Annotated in this window: 19 protein-coding genes; 6 read left to right on the forward strand and 13 right to left on the reverse strand. The window is 73.1% G+C overall.

Features of this window, described 5'->3' with window-relative positions:
* Nucleotides 1–159 precede the first annotated feature (159 nt).
* Together ACIBW6_RS02225 and ACIBW6_RS02230 are read left to right on the forward strand one after the other, a co-directional pair.
* Complete coding sequence (locus tag ACIBW6_RS02225) at nt 160–2,175, forward strand: FAD-dependent oxidoreductase (RefSeq protein WP_399055604.1); 2,016 nt, start codon at nt 160–162, stop codon at nt 2,173–2,175.
* Between the two features lie 122 nt (nt 2,176–2,297).
* Nucleotides 2,298–2,843, forward strand: a complete 546-nt coding sequence (locus ACIBW6_RS02230) for a PadR family transcriptional regulator (protein WP_399055606.1) — start codon at nt 2,298–2,300, stop codon at nt 2,841–2,843.
* 71 nt (nt 2,844–2,914) lie between these two features.
* Here the strand turns inward: ACIBW6_RS02230 and ACIBW6_RS02235 are convergent, their stop codons facing one another.
* From ACIBW6_RS02235 to ACIBW6_RS02295, 13 genes are all read right to left on the reverse strand, one after another.
* Nucleotides 2,915–4,012, reverse strand: coding sequence for a Gfo/Idh/MocA family protein (locus ACIBW6_RS02235; protein ID WP_399055609.1), 1,098 nt, complete (start codon nt 4,010–4,012; stop codon nt 2,915–2,917).
* A 153-nt stretch (nt 4,013–4,165) separates the two neighbouring features.
* On the reverse strand, nt 4,166–4,669 hold the full coding sequence (locus tag ACIBW6_RS02240; RefSeq protein ID WP_399055611.1) for a hypothetical protein: 504 nt from the start codon (nt 4,667–4,669) through the stop codon (nt 4,166–4,168).
* Nucleotides 4,670–4,879: 210 nt separating this feature from the next.
* Nucleotides 4,880–5,872 carry a fibronectin type III domain-containing protein gene (locus ACIBW6_RS02245; RefSeq protein WP_399055613.1) on the reverse strand — a complete coding sequence of 331 codons (993 nt, stop codon included), beginning with the start codon at nt 5,870–5,872 and terminating at the stop codon, nt 4,880–4,882.
* Nucleotides 5,873–6,070: 198 nt separating this feature from the next.
* Entirely contained in the window at nt 6,071–6,457 is a 387-nt protein-coding gene (locus tag ACIBW6_RS02250; protein ID WP_399056392.1) for a PTS-dependent dihydroxyacetone kinase phosphotransferase subunit DhaM, read from the reverse strand.
* Between the two features lie 335 nt (nt 6,458–6,792).
* Nucleotides 6,793–7,401 carry a dihydroxyacetone kinase subunit DhaL gene (gene dhaL / locus ACIBW6_RS02255; RefSeq protein ID WP_399055615.1) on the reverse strand — a complete coding sequence of 203 codons (609 nt, stop codon included), beginning with the start codon at nt 7,399–7,401 and terminating at the stop codon, nt 6,793–6,795.
* Nucleotides 7,402–7,444: 43 nt separating this feature from the next.
* Nucleotides 7,445–8,437 (reverse strand): dihydroxyacetone kinase subunit DhaK, encoded by a 993-nt coding sequence (gene dhaK, locus ACIBW6_RS02260; protein WP_399055617.1) that lies wholly within the window; start codon nt 8,435–8,437, stop codon nt 7,445–7,447.
* A 243-nt stretch (nt 8,438–8,680) separates the two neighbouring features.
* Complete coding sequence (locus tag ACIBW6_RS02265; RefSeq protein WP_399055620.1) at nt 8,681–10,279, reverse strand: SpoIIE family protein phosphatase; 1,599 nt, start codon at nt 10,277–10,279, stop codon at nt 8,681–8,683.
* Nucleotides 10,272–12,059 (reverse strand): ATP-binding protein, encoded by a 1,788-nt coding sequence (locus tag ACIBW6_RS02270; protein WP_399055622.1) that lies wholly within the window; start codon nt 12,057–12,059, stop codon nt 10,272–10,274. Before ACIBW6_RS02270 ends, ACIBW6_RS02265 begins: the two co-directional genes overlap by 8 nt.
* Nucleotides 12,060–12,069: 10 nt before the next feature.
* Nucleotides 12,070–13,140, reverse strand: coding sequence for an ATP-binding protein (locus tag ACIBW6_RS02275; protein WP_399055624.1), 1,071 nt, complete (start codon nt 13,138–13,140; stop codon nt 12,070–12,072).
* Nucleotides 13,128–13,466, reverse strand: a complete 339-nt coding sequence (locus tag ACIBW6_RS02280; RefSeq protein WP_399056394.1) for an ATP-binding protein — start codon at nt 13,464–13,466, stop codon at nt 13,128–13,130. The genes ACIBW6_RS02275 and ACIBW6_RS02280 overlap by 13 nt, the downstream gene beginning before the upstream one ends.
* Before the next feature lie 77 nt (nt 13,467–13,543).
* Nucleotides 13,544–13,921 carry an STAS domain-containing protein gene (locus tag ACIBW6_RS02285; RefSeq protein WP_399055626.1) on the reverse strand — a complete coding sequence of 126 codons (378 nt, stop codon included), beginning with the start codon at nt 13,919–13,921 and terminating at the stop codon, nt 13,544–13,546.
* Nucleotides 13,918–14,763, reverse strand: a complete 846-nt coding sequence (locus ACIBW6_RS02290; protein ID WP_399055628.1) for an STAS domain-containing protein — start codon at nt 14,761–14,763, stop codon at nt 13,918–13,920. The genes ACIBW6_RS02285 and ACIBW6_RS02290 overlap by 4 nt, the downstream gene beginning before the upstream one ends.
* Nucleotides 14,764–15,120: 357 nt before the next feature.
* Nucleotides 15,121–15,549 carry an ATP-binding protein gene (locus ACIBW6_RS02295; RefSeq protein WP_399055631.1) on the reverse strand — a complete coding sequence of 143 codons (429 nt, stop codon included), beginning with the start codon at nt 15,547–15,549 and terminating at the stop codon, nt 15,121–15,123.
* 208 nt (nt 15,550–15,757) lie between these two features.
* Between ACIBW6_RS02295 and ACIBW6_RS02300 the strand changes: the two genes are divergently transcribed.
* The 4 genes from ACIBW6_RS02300 (at nt 15,758) to ACIBW6_RS02315 (ending at nt 19,012) form a co-directional block, all read left to right on the forward strand.
* Entirely contained in the window at nt 15,758–16,177 is a 420-nt protein-coding gene (locus tag ACIBW6_RS02300; RefSeq protein WP_399055633.1) for an STAS domain-containing protein, read from the forward strand.
* A gap of 324 nt (nt 16,178–16,501) precedes the next feature.
* A complete protein-coding gene (locus tag ACIBW6_RS02305) occupies nt 16,502–16,942 on the forward strand; it encodes a hypothetical protein (protein ID WP_399055635.1) in 441 nt (146 codons plus the stop codon).
* 183 nt (nt 16,943–17,125) lie between these two features.
* Nucleotides 17,126–18,289 (forward strand): sensor histidine kinase, encoded by a 1,164-nt coding sequence (locus ACIBW6_RS02310; RefSeq protein WP_399055637.1) that lies wholly within the window; start codon nt 17,126–17,128, stop codon nt 18,287–18,289.
* Between the two features lie 36 nt (nt 18,290–18,325).
* Complete coding sequence (locus tag ACIBW6_RS02315) at nt 18,326–19,012, forward strand: response regulator (RefSeq protein ID WP_399055639.1); 687 nt, start codon at nt 18,326–18,328, stop codon at nt 19,010–19,012.
* The last annotated feature ends 95 nt before the right edge of the window (nt 19,013–19,107 follow it).

Consider the following 19,107-nt stretch of genomic DNA (forward strand, 5'->3'; position numbering starts at 1 on the left):
GGGGGCCCGGTGAGCGGCCTGGTGCACGGTCTGGCGCGCGGCCTGGTGCCCAGCCGGTAAGGCTTGCCTGCGTGGCGCAGCTCTCTTTTGCAACTTGTTGCACAAGGGGCCCGGCGTCGTCTACAACAGTGACGACGTTCGCCGCGCTCGGAGGCCCCCATGACCCGTTTCCCGCACCTGCTCGCCCCGCTCGACCTGGGCTTCACCACCCTGCCCAACCGCGTCCTGATGGGCTCGATGCACGTGGGCCTGGAGGAGGCGGAGAACGGCTTCGCGCGCATGGCCGCCTTCTACGCGGCCCGCGCCCGCGGCGGGGTCGGCCTGATGGTCACCGGCGGCATCGCCCCGAACGACGCCGGCCGCCCCTACCCCGGCGGCGCCAAGCTCACCACCGAGGCGGAGGCCGAGCAGCACCGCGAGGTCACCGAGGCCGTGCACGCGGCGGGCGGCAGGATCGCGATGCAGATCCTGCACTTCGGCCGCTACGCCTACCACGAGGACCTCGTCGCGCCGAGCCCGCTCCAGGCGCCCATCAGCCCCTTCGTCCCGAACGAGCTGACCGACGCCGAGGTCGAGCAGACCATCGAGGACTTCGTGCGCGCCGCGGACCTCGCCAAGGCCGCCGGGTACGACGGCGTCGAGATCATGGGCTCCGAGGGCTACCTCGTCAACGAGTTCATCGTCGCCCACACCAACCGGCGCACCGACCGCTGGGGCGGGTCGTACGAGAACCGCGTCCGCTTCCCCGTGGAGATCGTGCGCCGCGTCCGCGAGCGGGTCGGCACCGACTTCATCGTCCTCTACCGGCTGTCCATGCTGGACCTGGTGCCCGGCGGATCCACGCTGGAGGAGGTCGTCCACCTGGCCAAGGAGATCGAGGCGGCCGGGGCCACCCTCATCAACACCGGCATCGGCTGGCACGAGGCCCGCATCCCGACCATCGCGACGTCCGTGCCGCGCGGCGCGTACACCTGGGTCACCAAGAAGGTCATGGGCGAGGTCTCCGTCCCGCTCGTCACCACCAACCGCATCAACACCCCCGAACTCGCCGAGGAGTTGCTCGCCGACGGCGCCGCCGACATGGTCTCCCTCGCGCGGCCGATGCTCGCCGACCCGGACTTCGTGGCGAAGGCCGCCACCGGCCGCCCCGAGACGATCAACACCTGCATCGGCTGCAACCAGGCCTGCCTGGACCACACCTTCAGCGGCAAGATCACCTCCTGCCTGGTCAACCCGCGCGCCTGCCACGAGACCGAACTCGTCCTGTCGCCGACCCGGACCCGCAAGCGCGTCGCCGTCGTCGGCGCCGGCCCCGCCGGCCTCGCCTGCGCCGTCTCCGCCGCCGAACGCGGCCACGACGTCACCCTCTTCGACGGCGCCGCCGAGATCGGCGGCCAGCTGAACGTGGCACGCCGGGTACCCGGCAAGGAGGAGTTCGACGAGACCCTCCGCTACTTCCGCACCCAGCTCGACGAGCACGGCGTACGCGTGGAGCTGAACTCCTACGTCGACGCCGCCGCACTGGACGCCTACGACGAGGTCGTCGTCGCCACCGGCGTCGGCCCGCGCGTCCCCGCCATCGACGGCGTCGACCACCCCAGCGTCGTCGGCTACCTCGACGTGCTGCGCGACCGGGCACCCGTCGGCGAGCGCGTCGCCGTCATCGGGGCCGGCGGCATCGGCTTCGACGTCGCCGAGTACCTCACCGACGGCGGCGACAAGGCGAGCCAGGACCCGGCGACGTACTTCCGGCAGTGGGGCGTCGACATGGAGTACGCCGACCGGGGCGGCCTCACCCGCCCCCAGCGGCCCGCGCCGCCGCGCCAGGTCCACCTCGTGCAGCGCAAGACCTCCAAGGTCGGCGCGGGCCTCGGCAAGACCACCGGCTGGATCCACCGCACCGAACTGCGCCACCGCGGCGTCACGATGGTCGCGGGCGCCACGTACGACCGGATCGACGACGCGGGCCTGCACCTCACGATCGACGGCGAGCCCACGCTGATCCCGGTCGACACGGTCGTCCTCTGCGCGGGCCAGGAGCCCGAGCGCTCCCTCTACGACGACCTCGTCGCCGCCGGCCGCACCCCGCACCTGATCGGCGGCGCCGACGTCGCGGCCGAGCTGGACGCCAAGCGCGCCATCAAGCAGGGCACCGAGGTCGCTGCGGCCCTCTGAGAGCCTGCTCCCGCTCCACCCGTCCGCGCGGCGGGGCCCGGGACGGCAGGCACCGATACCGGGCGGTCACGCGGCCGGGCCCGCCGGCCACGTGACCGTCCTCAGCCACTTACGCTGGGCCCATGTCACTGCCGCACGCGATCCTCACGGCCCTGCTGGAGAAGCCGTCGTCGGGGCTGGAACTGACCCGCCGCTTCGACCGGTCGTTCGGCTACTTCTGGTCCGCGACGCACCAGCAGATCTACCGCGAGCTGGGCCGCCTCGAGCGCGACGGGCTGATCCGGGCGCTCACCCCGCCGGTCCCCGCGCGCGGCCAGAAGAAGGAGTACGAGGTCCTGCCCGAGGGCCGTGCGGAGCTGGCCCGCTGGACCGCCACGGCGCAGGACCCCAAGGCCATGCGGGACCCGCTGCTGCTGCGGCTGCGGTCCGCCGCGGTGGTCGGCACGGACGGCGTCGACACCGAACTGCGCCGCCATCTCGACCTGCACCGGCGGCAGTTGGAGACCTACCGGGCCATCGAGGTGCGGGACTTCCCACCGGAGAAGGACACGGTCCCCGACCGGTTGCAGCACGCGGTGCTGCGGGCCGGGATCGACCTGGAGACGTTCTGGGTCGAGTGGCTGGAACGGACATTGACGGACCTGTCCGCGGGTGCCTCCGGCGACTGAGGGGCGGGGGCGGTCCGGGCCCGGGGTGCCGCCAGGGCGGGGTCGGCCGGGCCCCCGGGCGCCGCCAGGCGTCACAGCGTCGGCGTGGTCGGGTCCCAGTCGGCGGGCAGCGGCGCGGGTGGCGTCTGCGGTGGCACCCGCGTGAACTCCCCGCGGGTCGCCGAGTCCGTGATCGCGGTCATCGTCCGCAGCACGTGCAAGGCCAGCGCCCCCGACGCCCGCGGCCTGCCTCCCGTGCGGATCGCGCGCGCCATGTCGACGACGCCCAGGCCCCGGCCGTCCGTGCGGCCCCGCACCGGCAGCTCGGTCCACTCGGTGGCGCCGTTGGGACGCAGCCGCAGCGGGCCGCGGAACGTGTTGGGGTCGGGGACCGCCAGCGCGCCCTCCGTGCCGATGACCTCGAAGCCGATGTGCGCGTGCGCCGAGTCCCAGCTGAACACCGAGGTCGCCGTGGGCCCCGAGGCGAAGTCGAGCAGCGCCGAGACGTGGGTGGGGACGGCGACGGGGAAGGACCGCCCGGCCGCCGGGCCGGCCCCCGCCACCCGGTCCTCGCGGGCCCGCCGCACCGAGGCCGCGACCCGCTCCACCCCGCCGAAGAGGGCCACGAGCGCCGTCAGGTGGTACGGCCCGAGGTCCAGGAGCGGGCCCGCGCCGGGCTGGTAGAAGAAGGCCGGGTCCGGATGCCAGCCCTCGGGGCCCAGGCTGCGTACCGCCGTCGACGCGGCGACCGGCGTCCCGATGTGCCCCGCGCCGACCGCCCGCAGCGCGGACTGCAGCCCCGCCCCGAGGAACGTGTCCGGCGCGCTGCCCACCAGCAGCCCCCGCTCGTCGGCCGCCGCCAGCAGCTTCTCGGCCTCGGCGGGCAGCAGGGCGATCGGTTTCTCGCCGTACACGTGCTTGCCCGCGTGCAGCGCCGCCCGCGCCACCTCCACGTGGGCCGCGGGCACTGTCAGGTTCACGACCAACTCGACGTCCGGCTCGGCGAGCACCGTCGCCACGTCCCCGGCGAACGGTACGCCGTGGACACGGGCCGCCGCCTCGGCGCGGGCCACGTCGAGATCGGCGACGGCGAGGACGCGCACGTCCGGGAAACCGGGCAGCGTGCTCAGGTACTGCTCGCTGACCACACCCGCCCCGACGACGGCGACCCCCACCGGACCTGAACTCACGCTGCCCCCAAGGACGTTCGCGAACGATCACGCGGCTCCGGGGACGGTAAGCGGTGACGCGCCGCGCGGACAAGGGGGCGTCGGGGGCGGGGCTCGCGCGTGGCGGGGCGGGCTGGTGCCGGGGGCGGTGGTGCGCGTGGCGAGGAGAGCCGGTCAGCCGCGTCGCCCCAGAGCCCGGCGCCGCAGGTACCAGGCCCCGCCGAGCGAAGCGGACGCGACCAGCGCGGCGCCCACGGCCAGGGTGAGCGTCCCGGCGTCCCGGACCGTGCCGCCGAGGCCGCCCTGCACCCCGCCGACCGGACGCGCGGACGGGTCCGTCGCCGGGCGCGCCGAGACGGTCACCGGCACCGGACCCAGCGTCGAACCGTCGGAGCAGACGACCACCGTCTGGTACGTCCCCGGGCGCAGGTCCCGCCAGACCGCCCGGCCTGAGCCGAGCGACGTCTGCCGGCCCTGGGCGAAGTCGGCCTGGCCGGAGTCGAGGAGCGCCGCGCTGCCGCCGTTCGGGCAGGAGGCCGTGGTGGCGGTCACGGTGGAACCGTCGGCCCGCACGTCCACCCCCGCGGCGAGGGCGGCCGGCCCCGCGAGCACGAGGGGCAGCGCGGTGGCGGCCGCGACGGTGAGGCCGCGGCGGGCACGGAGCGAAGGGGTGCGCATGAGGTCTGCTCTCCGGCGGCGCGGGAGGCGGTCCGTCCCGTGTCCCGCCCGAGTCGGCAAGGCCCGTGCTGCCTGAACGACCACCCAACCCGCGCTCCGCGGCGCGCGCACCCGGACGGCGTCCGGGCAGGTGACGGCGGCCACCGCGGCCCGCCCCTCCCGCAGCGCCGCTACCGGCCCGTCACACTGTCCGCTCGCCCCGTCGCGCCGCTACCGGCCCGTCACCACCGTCCGCTCGGGCGAGAACGCGCCCCACGTCCCGTCCGGCAGCTGCCCCCGGAGCTTGACCCGGTGCCGGGCCCCCGCCTGCTCGCCGATGTAAAAGCTGTACGTCGCCTTGTCCTTCGGCGCGCTCTCGCCCCACATCACCGTCGTCGCCTGCCGTCCGTCCAGGTACACCTGGTACGCGGGCACGTCGCCCCCGGTCTCCGGCGCCGTCCAGGCGAGGTCGAGGTAGTACGCCCCGTCGGCCCGCCGTGCCGTGGCCGTGAAACCCTCCGGCGCGGTCCCGGGCCCCTCGTCCTTGCCCCGCGCCGTCGTCAGGCGTACCGCGTCGCTCGGGGGCGAGACATTGTCGGCGGCGTCCCGCGCCCGCACCCGGAACGTGTAGGCGGTGCCCGGCCGCAACCCGGTCAGCAGGGCCTTCGTCCGTGTCCCGCCGACGCTGTGGATCTTCGTCGTGCCCTGGTAGACGTCGTACGAGACCACGCCGCGGTCGTCCGATGCCTTCCGCCACGCCAGGGAGACGGCCCGCGCGCCGTCCACCTCCCCGCGCAACGCACCGGGCCGGCCCGGCGCGGAGCCGTCCGCGGCCACGACGGCCGGGGTGGTGACGGTGACGCGGCGGCTCGCGGGCCCCAGGGAGCCGTCCTTGCCGCGGGCCCGGACCGTGAACTCGTAGTGCGACTTCGCCTTCAGGCCGGTGACGTCCACCATGTGCTGCTGCGCGGTCAGCTTCTTGACGCGGACCGTGCCCCGGTACACCTCGTACCCGGTGACGTCCGTGGTGCTCACGGGCCGGTTCCACATGACGTGCACGGTGGTGGCGCTGCCCGCCTGCGCCGTGACGCCGACCGGCTCGGACAGGACGGGCCCCGCGGCCTTGTCGTCGCCGGAGAACAACCCGCAGCCGGTCAGCACCATCAGGAGCGCGGCGGCGCCCGCGGCGCGGGGGAGCAGAGTGCGTGGGGGAACGCGTCGCACGGCGTGCCTTCCGCTCGAGAACGAACCGGATTGGTTCAGACCTGTTGGCCCAGCCTCTTGTATGGCACGACTGACGGGTCCCCATCAAGGGGGCGGCGGCAACTGGCCCGGACGGGCGGCCGCCCACCAGGATCAGGAAACCGGGGCACGGCCCGGCGCGCGCGACCGCCTTCCGCATGCGTCGTCCGCATCCCGCCCTCACACCTTGCGGTACGTGTACGCCTCCGACGCCGCCGCCACGACCGCGTCCAGGTCCGCTCCGGCGGAGGCGGCGACGACGGCCGCCACCGAGCCCTCCAGGAACGGGGCGTCCACGAGCCGGGTGCCGTCGGGGAGTTCGTGGCCCTCGGCGAGCAGCGCCTTGACGGTGAGGACCGCGCTGCCGAGGTCGACCAGGACCGCGACGCCCGCGCCGCGGTCGACCTCCGCCGCGGCCGCCGCGATCAGCTCCGCGCTCGTACCGAACCCGCCGTCCGGCGTCCCGCCCGCCGCGGCCACCGGAGCGAGCCCCCCGCCTCCGGCGAGCCCGGCGGCCAACCGCGCGACGGCCTCGGCGACGTCCCGACTGTGCGAGACGAGCACGATGCCTACGGCGGAATCACCGGCGGTACCGTCCGTGTCACCGTCGGCGGTACCGTCCGTGTCACCGTCGGCCGAAGCGTGCGTGCCAGCGTCGGCCGAAGCGTGCGTGCCACCGCTGGCCGAACCGGCCGTGTCACCGTCGGCCGAAGCGTGCGTGCCACCGTCGGCCGAACCGGCCGCGTCAGCGTCGGCCGAAGCGTGCGTGCCACCGTCGGCCGAAGCGTGCGTGCCACCGCCGGCCAAAACGGCCGCGCCACCAGCGACCGCACCGTCCGCGCCACCGACGACCGCACCGTCCGCGCCACCGCCGCCAGAACCCCCGGCTGCCCCGGCGGCGCTCACAGCGCGTCCCCCGCGGCCTCGGCGAGCGCGCCGACGAGCAGCGCCGCGGAGGTGGCCCCGGGATCCTGGTGGCCGATGCTGCGCTCGCCGAGATAGCTGGCGCGGCCCTTGCGGGCCTGGAGCGGCGTCGTCGCCTCCGCTCCGTGCTCGGCCGCGGAGCGCGCCGCGCCGAAGCCACCGTCCTCCAGCGCCTCCACGGCGGGCACCAGCGCGTCCAGCATGGTCTTGTCACCGGGCGCGGCCCCGCCGAGCGCGGCCACGGCGTCCACACCGGTCCGCAGCGCCCGCGCCAACTCGGCCTCGCTCACCTGCGCGGCGTCGCCGAGCGCCTTCCCGGTGCGCCGCAGCAGCGTCCCGTACAGCGGCCCCGACGCGCCGCCCACCGTCGAGATCAGCTGCCGCCCGGCCGTGGTGAGCACGGCGCCCGGCGTGTCGGGCGCGTCCTTGTCGAGGGTGGCGTGCACGGCGGCGAAACCGCGCTGCAGATTGCTGCCGTGGTCCGCGTCGCCGATCGGCGAGTCGAGTTCGGTGAGCCGGTCGGCCTCGCGGTCCACCGCGACCGCGGTCGCCGCCATCCAGCGTCGGAAGAAGTCGGCGTCCAGCACAGGGTCTCCTTGCGTGGTAGGTACGGGGACGAGGCGCGGGCCGTCACATGCCCCAGCGCAGGCCGGCCGTGCTGACCGGCGCGTCCCACAGGCGCAGCAACTCCTCGTCCACCTGGCACAGGGTGACAGAGGCACCCGCCATGTCGAGGGACGTGACGTAGTTGCCGACGAGGGTCCGGGCGACGGGCACGCCGCGTTCGCCGAGCACCCGCTGCACCTCGGCGTTGAACCCGTACAGCTCCAGCAGCGGGGTCGCTCCCATGCCGTTGACGAGGACGAGCACCGGGCTCGTCGGGTTCAGGTCCTCCAGGACGGCGTGGACGGCGACGTCGGCGATCTCCCCGGAGGTCATCATGGGCCGCCGCTCGCGCCCCGGCTCGCCGTGGATGCCGATGCCCAACTCCAGTTCCCCGGCGGGCAGGTCGAAGGTCGGCGAGCCCTTCGCGGGCGTGCTGCACGCGCTCAGCGCCACCCCGAAACTCCGCGCGCTCGCGTTGACCTGCCGGGCCAGCGCCTCGACCCGCTCCAGCGGCTGCCCCTCCTCGGCGGCGGCGCCCGCGATCTTCTCCACGAACAGGGTCGCGCCGGTGCCGCGCCGCCCGGCGGTGTACAGGCTGTCGACCACGGCGACGTCGTCGTTCACCAGGACCTTGGCGACCTGGATGCCCTCGTCCTCGGCGAGTTCGGCGGCCATGTCGAAGTTGAGCACGTCGCCGGTGTAGTTCTTCACGATGAACAGCACGCCCGCCCCGCTGTCCACCGCGGCGGCGGCCCGCACCATCTGGTCGGGCACCGGCGAGGTGAACACCTCACCCGGACAGGCCGCGGAGAGCATCCCCGGCCCCACGAACCCCCCGTGCAACGGCTCGTGCCCGGACCCGCCGCCCGACACCAGCGCCACCTTCCCGGCCACCGGCGCGTCCCGGCGCAGGATCACCCGGCGCTCGACGTCCACGGTCAACTCGGGGTGGGCGGCGGCCATCCCGCGCAACGCGTCGGCGACGACTGACTCGGCCACGTTGATCAACATCTTCATCAGGACCTCCGGGTGACGGTAACGGTCGACGCTGCGAATGGTTCTGGATCTCGGCGGGCGGTGGCAAGGGCGGGCGGAGCTGGTGCCGAGGCCGGGCCGACCTCGGTGACGGGGCGTCAGGGCCTGGAGGGCTGTGGCTGCCGACTCCACGCCAGTATCCGCCGAGGCCTCGCGCCGGGCACCCTTTGGAGCCTTACCGGCGAGGCGGGCGGCGATGGTCGCACCTGTGGTGACGGTGTGCGATCACAGGTCCGCGCGTGCGGGACCCACCTTGATGGTCAGGAGCGCTACGTCGTCGCTGCCGTCCGGGGGGAGCCGTTCCAGCAGGTGGGCACACATCTCCTCGGGATCGCGGGAGCCCTCCGCGGCGATCTGCGCCATGCGGCCGAGGGACTCTTCGAGGTCGGTGTAGCGGCGCTCGACGAGGCCGTCGGTGACGAGGATGAGCAGGTCGTCGTCTTCGACGTCGACCACGGCGGCGGGGGGCTGTGCGAGGCCCAGGCCCAGCAGCGGGCCGTGGTCGCGCAAGTAGTGGGCGGGGCCGGCGCGGCCCAGCCGCAGGGGCGGTACGTGACCCGCGTTCGCGATCTGCACCTGTTGGCTGCCGGGCTCCAGCAGCATGACGCACAGGGTGGCGGTGGCGCCGCGTGCCACGGTGACGAGCAGCTGGTCGAGGCGCTCGAGGATGACATGCGGCGGGTGGCCCTCGACCGCGTAGGCACGCAGACCGTGCCGGATCTGGCCCATCACCATGGCCGCGTCGAGGGAGTGCCCCACCACGTCCCCCACGGCGACGAGCAGGCCCGCGGACGTCTCGAGCGCCTCGTAGAAATCGCCGCCGATCTCGGCGTGCTCACTCGCGGGGAGGTAGCGCACGGCCAGGGTGGCGCGGTCCGTCACCGGGAGCCTCTCGGGCAGGAAGCTGCGCTGAAGGGTGAGGGCGAGCGTGTGTTCCTCGCTGTAGGTGCGCAGGGTCTCCAGCGCGAGGGCCGTCGTGTGGGTGACCTGGGCGAGCAGCTCCGCGTCCTGCGCACTCGTGCTGTCCTCCGTCGCGGCCGCCGTCTGGAGCGGCGCCTGCTGGGGCACGACGACGCAGGTGGCGGGGCGGGCGGGCTTGGTCCGGGCGGCGGCGACGAGATAGGTGCGGCCGTCGCCGGGGTTCTTGTGCTCGGTGACGTGCACCCCGATGCCGCGCAGCCCCTGGGCCGCGGTGCGGGCCAGGGCGGCGTCCGGCGCCTCGGAGCCGGGGTGGGTGACGGCGTGCGGCGTGCCGCTGGGAGAGGTGAGGTGGACCGTGGCCGGCCGCTCCAGTACCGCGGAGGCGCCGGTGACGGCCGCGTGGACCAGAGCCTGGGCGTTCGGCGCGCTGTACAGGGCGAGGGTGGTCTGGTGCAGGTGGTGCAGGCGCGCGGCCAGGGTCTCGGCGCGCGAGCGGGCGCGGGTGTAGCGCAGTACGGCCGAGACCGTGGCGATGAGTTCGTCCGGGGCCACCGGCTCGGTGAGATAGGCGTCCGCGCCGCGGTTGAGTCCTTGCGTGCGGTCGGTGACCGAGACGGCGGAGGCGGAGATGTGCAGGACCGGAAGGGTCTCCGTACGGGCCGAGGCCTTGATGCGTTCGCAGACCTCGAAGCCGGTCATGTCGGGAAGGCGCACGTCGATCAAGGCCGCTTCGGGGAGCGTGGGCATCGTGGCCAGCAGCTCCAGAGCGCTGGTCCCGTCCTCGGCCTCGACGACGTCGTGTCCCGCGCGCCGCAGGGTGGTGCCCAGGACGTAGCGATTGGTCGGGTTGTCGTCGACGACGAGGATCAGCGCGGGCGGCGTGTGCGAGGAGAGGTCAGTCATGGCCGGAGGTGTCTTCCGCGGGCGAATGGGTCAGGGTGGACGGCGGTGCGTGCTCCCCCTGGGCGGGGGCCAGCGCCGCGGCCAGGACGGCCGCGCTCAGGCGGGCCTTGGCCAGGAGGGGGCGTCCGCGCAGCCGACCGCGGTCCACGTCGTCCGCGTCCGCCCAGGTCAGGACGGCCACCGGAAGGCCCGCCAGGCCGGGTTCGGCGTCCAGGGCGGCGAGCAGGTCATAGCCGTCCGGCGGCGGCATCATCAGGTCGATGAGCAGGGCGTCGGGCCGGGAGCTGCGGACGATGTCAAGCGCCTGGCTGCTGTGCCGGACCTCGGTCTGGGTCCGGGACAGCTCCCGCAGGACCGGCCGCATCGTGGCGAGGAAGGCGGGGTCGTCGTCGACGATGACGACGGAGTCCCACAGGACGGTGGCGGGCGGGGCGGGCGTCGCCGGCTGGGCCGGCAGCTCGACGAGCACCTGCGTCCCCTCGCCGGGCGTGCTGGTCAACGTCAGGCGCCCGCCGAGCAGTTCGGTGAGGCGCAACGCGTAGGGCAGGCCGAGTCCGGCGCCGGTCTTGCCCCGCTGGTGACCGCCGCGTACCTGGTAGAACTCCTCGAAGACGCGCTCCTGTTGGTCGTCGGGGATGCCGACGCCCGTGTCCTGGACGGACAGCAGGAACCAGTCGTGGCCCGCTCGCCGCTCGCTCGTCACGTCGAGGCGTACGTGCCCGCTCTGGGTGAACTTCAGGGCGTTGGCCAGCAGGTTGCGCAGAATGCGGGCGAGCATGACCTCGTCGGTCACCAGGGCGGGATGCGCGCCCGGATCCGGGACGACGAGCTCCACGGCGGGCGCCGTGGAGCTGCTCAGGGTGCCGCGCAGCTGGTGGAACAGCGTCCGCAGGTCGGTCGGGGCGAAGTGGGGGTCGAGCCGTCCGGACTCCGCCTTCGCCACGTCCAGCAGTTCGTCCACCAGGCTCAGCAGCGTGCTGCCGGACGCGGCGATCATGCTGACCTGCTGGTGCTGGTCCGGTTGCAGCTCGGCCGATCGCGGATCGAGCAGGAGCCGGGCGAGGGCGATGACCGAGTTGACCGGGGAGCGCAGTTCGTGGCTGACGTTGGCCCAGAACCGCGTCTTGGCCTCCGAGGCCAGCCGCAACTGCCGTGTCTTGTCCTCCAGTTCGGCGTACAGGGCCACAACGCCGGTGTTGGTGTTCTCCAGTTCGCTGGCGAGTTCCGAGTACATCGCGACGACGCCGGCGTTGGTCTCCTCCAGTTCCGCGTTCAGGCGGGCCAGTTCGTCGTGTTGCGTGCGCGACTCCTCCAGGGCCGCCAGGAGGCTGCGGTTCTGCAGCCGGAGCACCTCGCCGAGGTCGACTCCGTCCACGACCGTCACGGCGGCGCGGCACCGCTTGAGCCTCTCCTGCGGTGTCATGCCCCCGCTGCGCGCTCGCTGGCCGAGGACGATGCGGTGCTCGTCGTCGTCCGTCTGCTCGACCCGGTCGAGCAGACGGCCCGCCGCCGCCGTGAGGGCCGAGCCCACGGTGCGCGGGCCGCGCCAGGTGAGTACCGTCTCGATCAGGAAGGAGTCCTGGCTGCCCTGCAGGACGATCCGGGCGGTCAGCTCCGCCGCGCCGAGCAGTTCCTGGCCCACCTCGCTCAGCACGGTGACCAGTTGGACCAGCGCCGTGCCCTGCACCTCCACGACGCGGCACACGGCTTGCAGGCAGCGCCGCAGGACGAGGACGTCCTGCTGCTCGGTGAGGGTGGTGGTGTACACCTCGTCGCTCACGGCGGGGTGCTCACCGCGGGCGCCCGGGGACGACGACGATCCCGGCGTCGTCCCTGCGCACGCCGGCGTGGTTGAGGATCTGTGCCGCGATCACCGTGGGGTCCCGGGTCAGCAGGCCCGGCAGGTCGCTGAGGGACCACCGCTGGTGCAGGCCGTCGGAGTGCATCACCAGTGCGCTGCCCCGGGGCAGCGGGGCGGTGAAGGTGCGCAGCGTGGGCAGCTGGGCGCCCACGATGCCCGGCACGGACAACAGGGTGCTGCGCTGCTGCGCGTCGACGACGAAGGCGCTGACGTTCCCGACGCCGCACAGCTCGACCAGTTCGGCGTCGAGGTCGACGACGGCGACCGCCATCGCGGCTCCGCGGGTACCGCGCAGTCCGGTGTGCATCTGGGCCAGCAGGTCGGCGGGCCGGCGCGCGGCGCTCTGCCTGAAGACCGCGCGGGCCGCTTCTCCGGCGCGGGCGGCGAGCGGCCCGTGTCCCAGGCCGTCGCACATCATGACGGTCACGCTGCCGGGACGTCCGTCCTCGGCGCTGTGCGGCCGCCCCGCCCAGGTGTCGCCGCACACGGTCTCGCCGCTGATCGCCCGGGTCAGTCCCGCGAGGGGCGGGCGCGGTTCCGGGGGCGCGGCGCCTTCCGCGGACGCGGTCGCACGGGACGAGAAGCGGGCGAGCAGGACGGTGCCTTTGCCCGGTACGGAGTGCACGTCCACGGTGTCGGCGAGGCGGGCGATGGCGCCCAGGCCGATGCCCAGGGTGCTGCCGCTGGAGTGGCCGTCACGGAAGGCGTCCGTGAGGTCCGGGATCCCGGGGCCGCTGTCCAGCGAGAGGCATTCGATGCTCGCCCGGCCGGCGAAGCGGGTGGTGCGCAGCGCGATGGAGCCGTCGTCGGCGTGCCGGACGAGATTGGTGGCGATCTCGGTCACCGCGAGCGCCACCTCGGACGCCCGGCGCGACGCCAGCCCGATGCGGCGCGCCAGGGCGGTGGCTTCCCGCCGGACGGCGGCGGGCAGCGCCTCGCCGGACCGCAGCCAGACCACGTCGTCCGGTTCGACGAGTGCGGACGCGGTCACCGATTCCACTTGATCACTCTCACCGTCGTGCCGGCGGGGCTGGTGTCCAGGTCGAACTCGTCCACCAGGCGCCGGGTGCCGCTCAGCCCCAGGCCCATGCCGCCGCCCGAGGTCCAGCCGTCGGTGAGGGCGAGGTCCACGTCGGGGATGCCGGGTCCCTCGTCGCGGAACTCCACCCAGACCCCGCTGCGGCCGCCGTCCTCGACGAGCGCTGCCCGGACGGTCCCGCCGCCCCCGTACACGATCATGTTGCGGCCCAGTTCGCTGGCCGCGGTCACCAGCTTGGTCTGCTGGACGAGAGGCATGCCGCCGCGCTGGGCCAGCGCCCGCACCATCTGGCGGGCGGTGACGACGTCGGCGCTGCGGGCGACGAGGACCGCCTCGGTCGAGGCACTGTCTGCCTCCTGGATCCTCACGGCCGGGCCGTGCCGGCGGTGCGCTCGTTGCGCAGCAGGGCGAGCCCTTGTTCCAGGTTCAGCGCGGTGCGGACGCCGTTGAGCGAGAGGCCCAGTTCGACCAGGGTGATGGCGACGGCCGGGCGCATGCCGCACACGATCGTCGTCGACCCGAGGATGCGCGACATCGCGGCGTTGGTCGCCAGCATGCGGCCGACGAAGGAGTCGACGATCTCCAGGGCGGAGATGTCGATGATCACGCCGCGCGCGTTCGTGTCGACGATCCGCTGGGAGAGGTCCTCCTGGAGGTCCAGGACCATCTGGTCCTCCAGGTCGGTCTGGATCGAGACGAGGAGCACGTCACCGATCTTGAGAATGGGGACGCGGTCCGTCACAGCAGGCCTCCGGCGGTGGTGGTGGCCTGCTTCGCGACCTGGTCGAGGGCATACCGCAGCGCGTCGGCCAGCGTGGCCTTGGTCGGGATGTCGCCGAACTCGATGCCCAGGGCCACGATGGTCTGGGCGATCTGCGGGCTGATGCCGGAGATCGTGCAGGTGGCACCCATCATGCGAGCGGCGACGACCGTCTTCAGCAGGTGCTGGGCCACCTGGGTGTCCACCGTCGCGACGCCCGTGATGTCGATGATGGCGTGGGTGGAGTTGCTGTCGATCAGGGCCTGGAGGAGCTTCTCCATGACGACCTGGGTCCGCGCCGAGTCCAGGGTGCCCACCAGGGGGACGCCGACGACTCCCTCCCAGAGCTTCACCACGGGCGTGGAGAGCTCCAGGAGCTGCTCGGCCTGGGAGGAGATGATCTCCTCGCGCGTCTTGGAGTGCTCCTCGACGGTGAACAGGCCGAGGTCGTCCAGGAGTCGGCTGAGCGCGAGGTAGGCCACCACGTCGTTGTGGTCGCTGAGCCGGGGCTCCAGGACCTCCTTCAACGCGAAGACGCTCACCGCGGTCTCGGTGGGGGTGAAGCCCTGGCGCGCGCGGTTGCGGGACAGCTCCACCAGCAGGCTGCGGACCTCGGTGTAAGCGGTCGCCCGTCCGTCGAGGCCACCGGCCGCGATGGCGTTGGTCAGCGCCTCGTACAGTTCTCCGAGTTCACGGGCGAGTTCCGCCTCGCTCAGCCGGCCGTGCAGCGAACGCCCCACCTGGCGATTCCACAGCGCGACGAACTCGTCGCGCTGCGCGGTGAGCAGTTCCGACAGACGTCGTGCACCCTCTTGACTCGCCACAAGCTTTCCTCTGATCGGCCTATTTTTCACATGAGCTGACGTCAGAGGATACGGCATCTCCCGATCCGCCCCTCTCTGCGTCTGAAGTGCGCAAATACGCGACCTTCAGACATCCGACACATGCCGCGGCCGCCTTGCACACAACCCCTCACGGGGGCGGCGCGACGGGCCCCGGGGTGCGGCAGCGGCGGCACTACGCGTGCGGCAGGAGCAGCACCACGCGGCCTGGCGGTCCGGCGGCCCACCGGCCCACCGGTCCGGCGGCCGGGCGGTCCGGCGGCCGGGCGGTCCGGCGGTCCGGCGGTCCGGCGGTTCGGCGTCATCCTCGCATCGACGGGGGAGCCGCACTCCCGCCGCTCACGACAGTGCGATCTCCGCCGTGATGCGCTTGCCCACCGCCGTGGTGTCGAAGGCCAGGGACCGGGTCAGGCGGGCGACGATCTCCAGCCCGTGCTGACCGATCCGCCCCGGATCGGTGCCGCGCGCCGCGGGCAGCACGGAGTCGCTGTCCCACACCTCGACGCGGATGGCCCCCTCCACCATGCCGACGCGCAACAGGCCTGGGCCGGGCGCGTACTTGAGGACGTTGGTCACCAGTTCGCTGACCACCAGCATGGTGTCCTGGACGGCGCGCTCGCCCCTGGAGAAACGATTCTGCTCGCAGAGGAACCGCATCGCGGCCCGTCGCCCTTCAGAGATGTCCGTCCCCTCGCCCAGCGTCAGCACCATCTCCAAGGGGTGCCCGCCGACGGGATCGCCGGCTCCCCCGCCCCATGACTCCACCACGCGCCTGCCCTCGTTTCCCCCCGAGTCGCCGCTACGCCAGCCACGACTCCGGCATCCCGAACCGTACCGGTCCCCTGGACGGGGGTGGCTGGAGGCGCGGGGCGTGCCGCGCGCGGACGGGCGGTGCGACGGCCCGGCCCGGGTCTTCGCCTCCGGCCCATGGGGCACCCCGGAGGTGGGTTAGCCTGACGGTTTATGAAGTCGTCCCATGACGTCGTTCGATGAAGTCGTCTTACGTAGCCGTCGCCGCAGAGGAAGCCGTGTACCGGAGTTGAGTGATCAGGGCGAGGCGGAGCAGCGTCTGAGCGTTGCCACCACCGCCGATCAGGGTGTCCGCATCATCACGGTGAGCGGCGAGATCGACCATCAGAGCGGCGCGCCCCTGAGGGAGAGCATGCTGACGGCCACCGCCGGTCAGGCCCCGCGCGTCGTCGTGGACCTGGCAGCGGTGACCTTCATGGACTCCGCGGGGCTGAACATTCTGCTGCTGGCACACCGCCGGACGTCCGAAGCGGGGGGCTGGCTGCGGCTGGCGGGGGCGGGAGCGGGTGTGCGGCGCGTGCTGCAGATCGTGGGTGTGGACACGGTTCTGCACCTCTACCCCGATGTGGCGACCGCCGTGGCGTGAGGGCGCCCGTCTCCATCGCCTGGGCGGTGATCACAGACCCGACGGGCGCACACCGGACGGGCGTCGCGGGCCGCCCCCCCCCGCGTCCGCGGAAAGCCGGGCTGGGCGAAGCAGCCACGACAGCGAACTACCGCCAAGGTTTACGCAGAACTCGTATGACGGCTGTACTCGAGCAGGGCACCTCCTCCCTAACCTCACGAGGGCAGCCAGAAAGGCGCCAACGCCGCACGGCCGAACAGGAATTGCAGGCCCGCCGCACCGAGCGACGACGTGCTGATCCCTGGCCGAATTCGCGCTGGCAGTGAAGAGAAATCAGGAGGAGCAATGAACGACGTCATCAAGGCAACAGCCCTGCGTAAGACCACCGTCGCGGCGCTCGCCGCGTCGGCCGCCCTGCTCGGCGCCGTCGCGGTGACCGGACCCGCCCAAGCGGCAAACGGGCCGGCCGCCGCTGCGCGTGCCTGCACCGCCGGTGCGCCGTCCTTCACCAGCTACGCCGGCACCGGCAGCCAGGACCCCGCCTACTGGCCGGCCAGGGGGACCTACAAGACCACCACAAGCCGGTGCGTGGACATCAACGTGAAGCTGAACAGCACGCGGTCGGTGCGCACCTGCTTCAAGAAGGCGTCCGGGTTCAGCTGCAACGGGTGGCGCACCTTGTCCGGTGGGACGTGGGGCCTGGCCGCCACCGGAGTGCTCGACAACACCCAGTTCTTCCTGCAGTTCGCCGGTACGGCGAAGGCGTCGGGGCTGGTCGACTACTGACCTGCGCTCCGGTATCGACACGGGGGCTCGACAGCTGAGCGGAGTCCGGGGAATTCCTCCCCGGACTCCGCTTTCACCCATGGGCGCCCCTTCAGCCGGAACGCGCCAATTCCTCGCTCAGGAGCGGTAGTTGCACCGCCCGAGCGACCCCGTTGCGATCGCGGTCCGCGTTACGCTGCGCCGATGCAGCCGCGCCGCGTGTCGACCCGGACGACGGACATCATGATCGGGCTCGCGATGACCGCGCTGGCCCTGCTGCTGGCCTGGGACTCCCCGGCGCAGGACTGGCCGGCGCCGGACGCGCCGGCGCTGGCACTGATCCTTCTCGCCAATCTGCCCGCCGCGGTGCGCAGCAGGTATCCCGTCGTGGCCTTCCTGTGCGCCCAGGCAGGCTTGGTGGGGCTCGCCGCCGGGGGGTACTGGCCGGTCGTCAACTCGCTGGCCACTCTGCTCGCCACCTACACGGTGGCCGCCCTGCGCCCCGCCCGTGTCGCCACGGCAGGGGCAGTCGGCACCGCGACGAGCTGGCTCGTGGTCGGCGCCCTCGACCAGGTCAGAGGCGGCACGCACGGATCGTTCGCCGTCGCCGCGGGGCAGGCCGTGGTGTTCCCGGCCGTCTTGTGGTGGTTCGGCACGCTGGCGCGGCGTGCCACCGACCTCACCCGGCAGCTGAAGGCCGAGCAGGAGGAGCGTGCACGCCGGGTCCTGGCCGACGAACAGGCGAGAATCGCGCGTGAACTGCACGACGTCGTCGCCCACCACCTCGCGGTGATCTCCGTGCAGAGCGGACTGGCACGGTTCGTGTTCACCACCGACCCGGCCGCCGCACACCGGGCACTCATGACGATCGGTGACACCGTCTCCGAGGCCCTGGAGGAGCTGCGCCGCGTCCTGACCGTGCTGCGCGCCGGTACCCCCGCGCCCGATCACCCCATGCCGGGCCTGGAACGCCTGCACGATCTGGCCAACCGAGTACGCTCCACCGGTGTACGTGTCGAGGTCACCGAAGCCGGGACGCCGCTGCCGCTCGGGCCCGGCGCCGAGCTGTGCGCGTACCGCGTCATCCAGGAAGCCCTGACGAACGTCATCAAACACGCCCCGGGCGCCGACGTGCGCATCACCGTCCGGTGGACGGCACACGCCCTCGACCTTTCGGTACAGGATCACGGCAGTGAGGCAGTTCCGGCCATGTCCCACGGGCCGGGCGGGCACGGCTTGATCGGCATGCGCCAACGGGCAAAGCTGTACGGCGGACGGGTCGAGGCCGGCCCGTGCCCGGACGGAGGCTTCAGCGTGCACCTGGTTCTGCCGGCCCCGCCGCGCCCCCGCGTCGGGCCCGACGACTGAGACGGACGTCCGCCACCACCGACGGAGAGCGCCTGCATGGTCCCCCGTATCCGAGTCCTCGTCGTCGACGACCAGTACCTCATACGCGCCGGCCTGGCCGGACTCCTGCGCGCCGCGCCGAACACCGTGGTCGTGGGCGAAGCAGCCGACGGGGAGGAGGCGTTGGCGCTGGCCGCCCGGCTCCACCCCGACGTCGTGCTGATGGACATCCGGATGCCCGGCACCGACGGCATCGCGGCCACCCGGCGCCTGCTCGACCAGGCCGACGAGCCCGCGCCCCGCGTCCTGGTGCTCACCACCTTCGACCTGGACGAGTACGTCTACGGCGCGTTGCGGGCCGGAGCGGCGGGCTTCCTGCTCAAGGACTCGGGTCCCGAACGTCTCCTGACCGCGGTCGCCGCGGTCGCCAACGGCGACCACCTCTTCGCCCCCACCGTCACCCGCCGGCTCGTGGAGGCGTACACCCCGGCGACAGGCCGCAAGGGCGCCGCCGCACAGGATTCCACGGGCGAGCAACTCAGCGAACTGACCGGCCGGGAGCGCGAAGTCCTGGAACTGACAGGACGAGGACTCTCCAACCAGCAGATGGCGGAGAGACTGTTCATCTCGGACGCCACCGTCAAGACCCACCTCAACCGCGCCATGGCGAAACTCGGCCTCAGCAGCCGCGCCCAGGCCGTCGTCCTCGCCTATGAGACGGGTCTGGTGAGCCCCGGCACCTGAGCGAACTCCCGCGTCCCGCTACACCCCGATACATAGGATCTCTGTCGTCAGATCTCTTACCTCCCGCCCATATCTGCGTCATGATTCCCCAGAAC

Source organism: Streptomyces sp. NPDC049813, from assembly GCF_044465085.1.
Classification (GTDB): Bacteria; Actinomycetota; Actinomycetes; order Streptomycetales; family Streptomycetaceae; genus Streptomyces.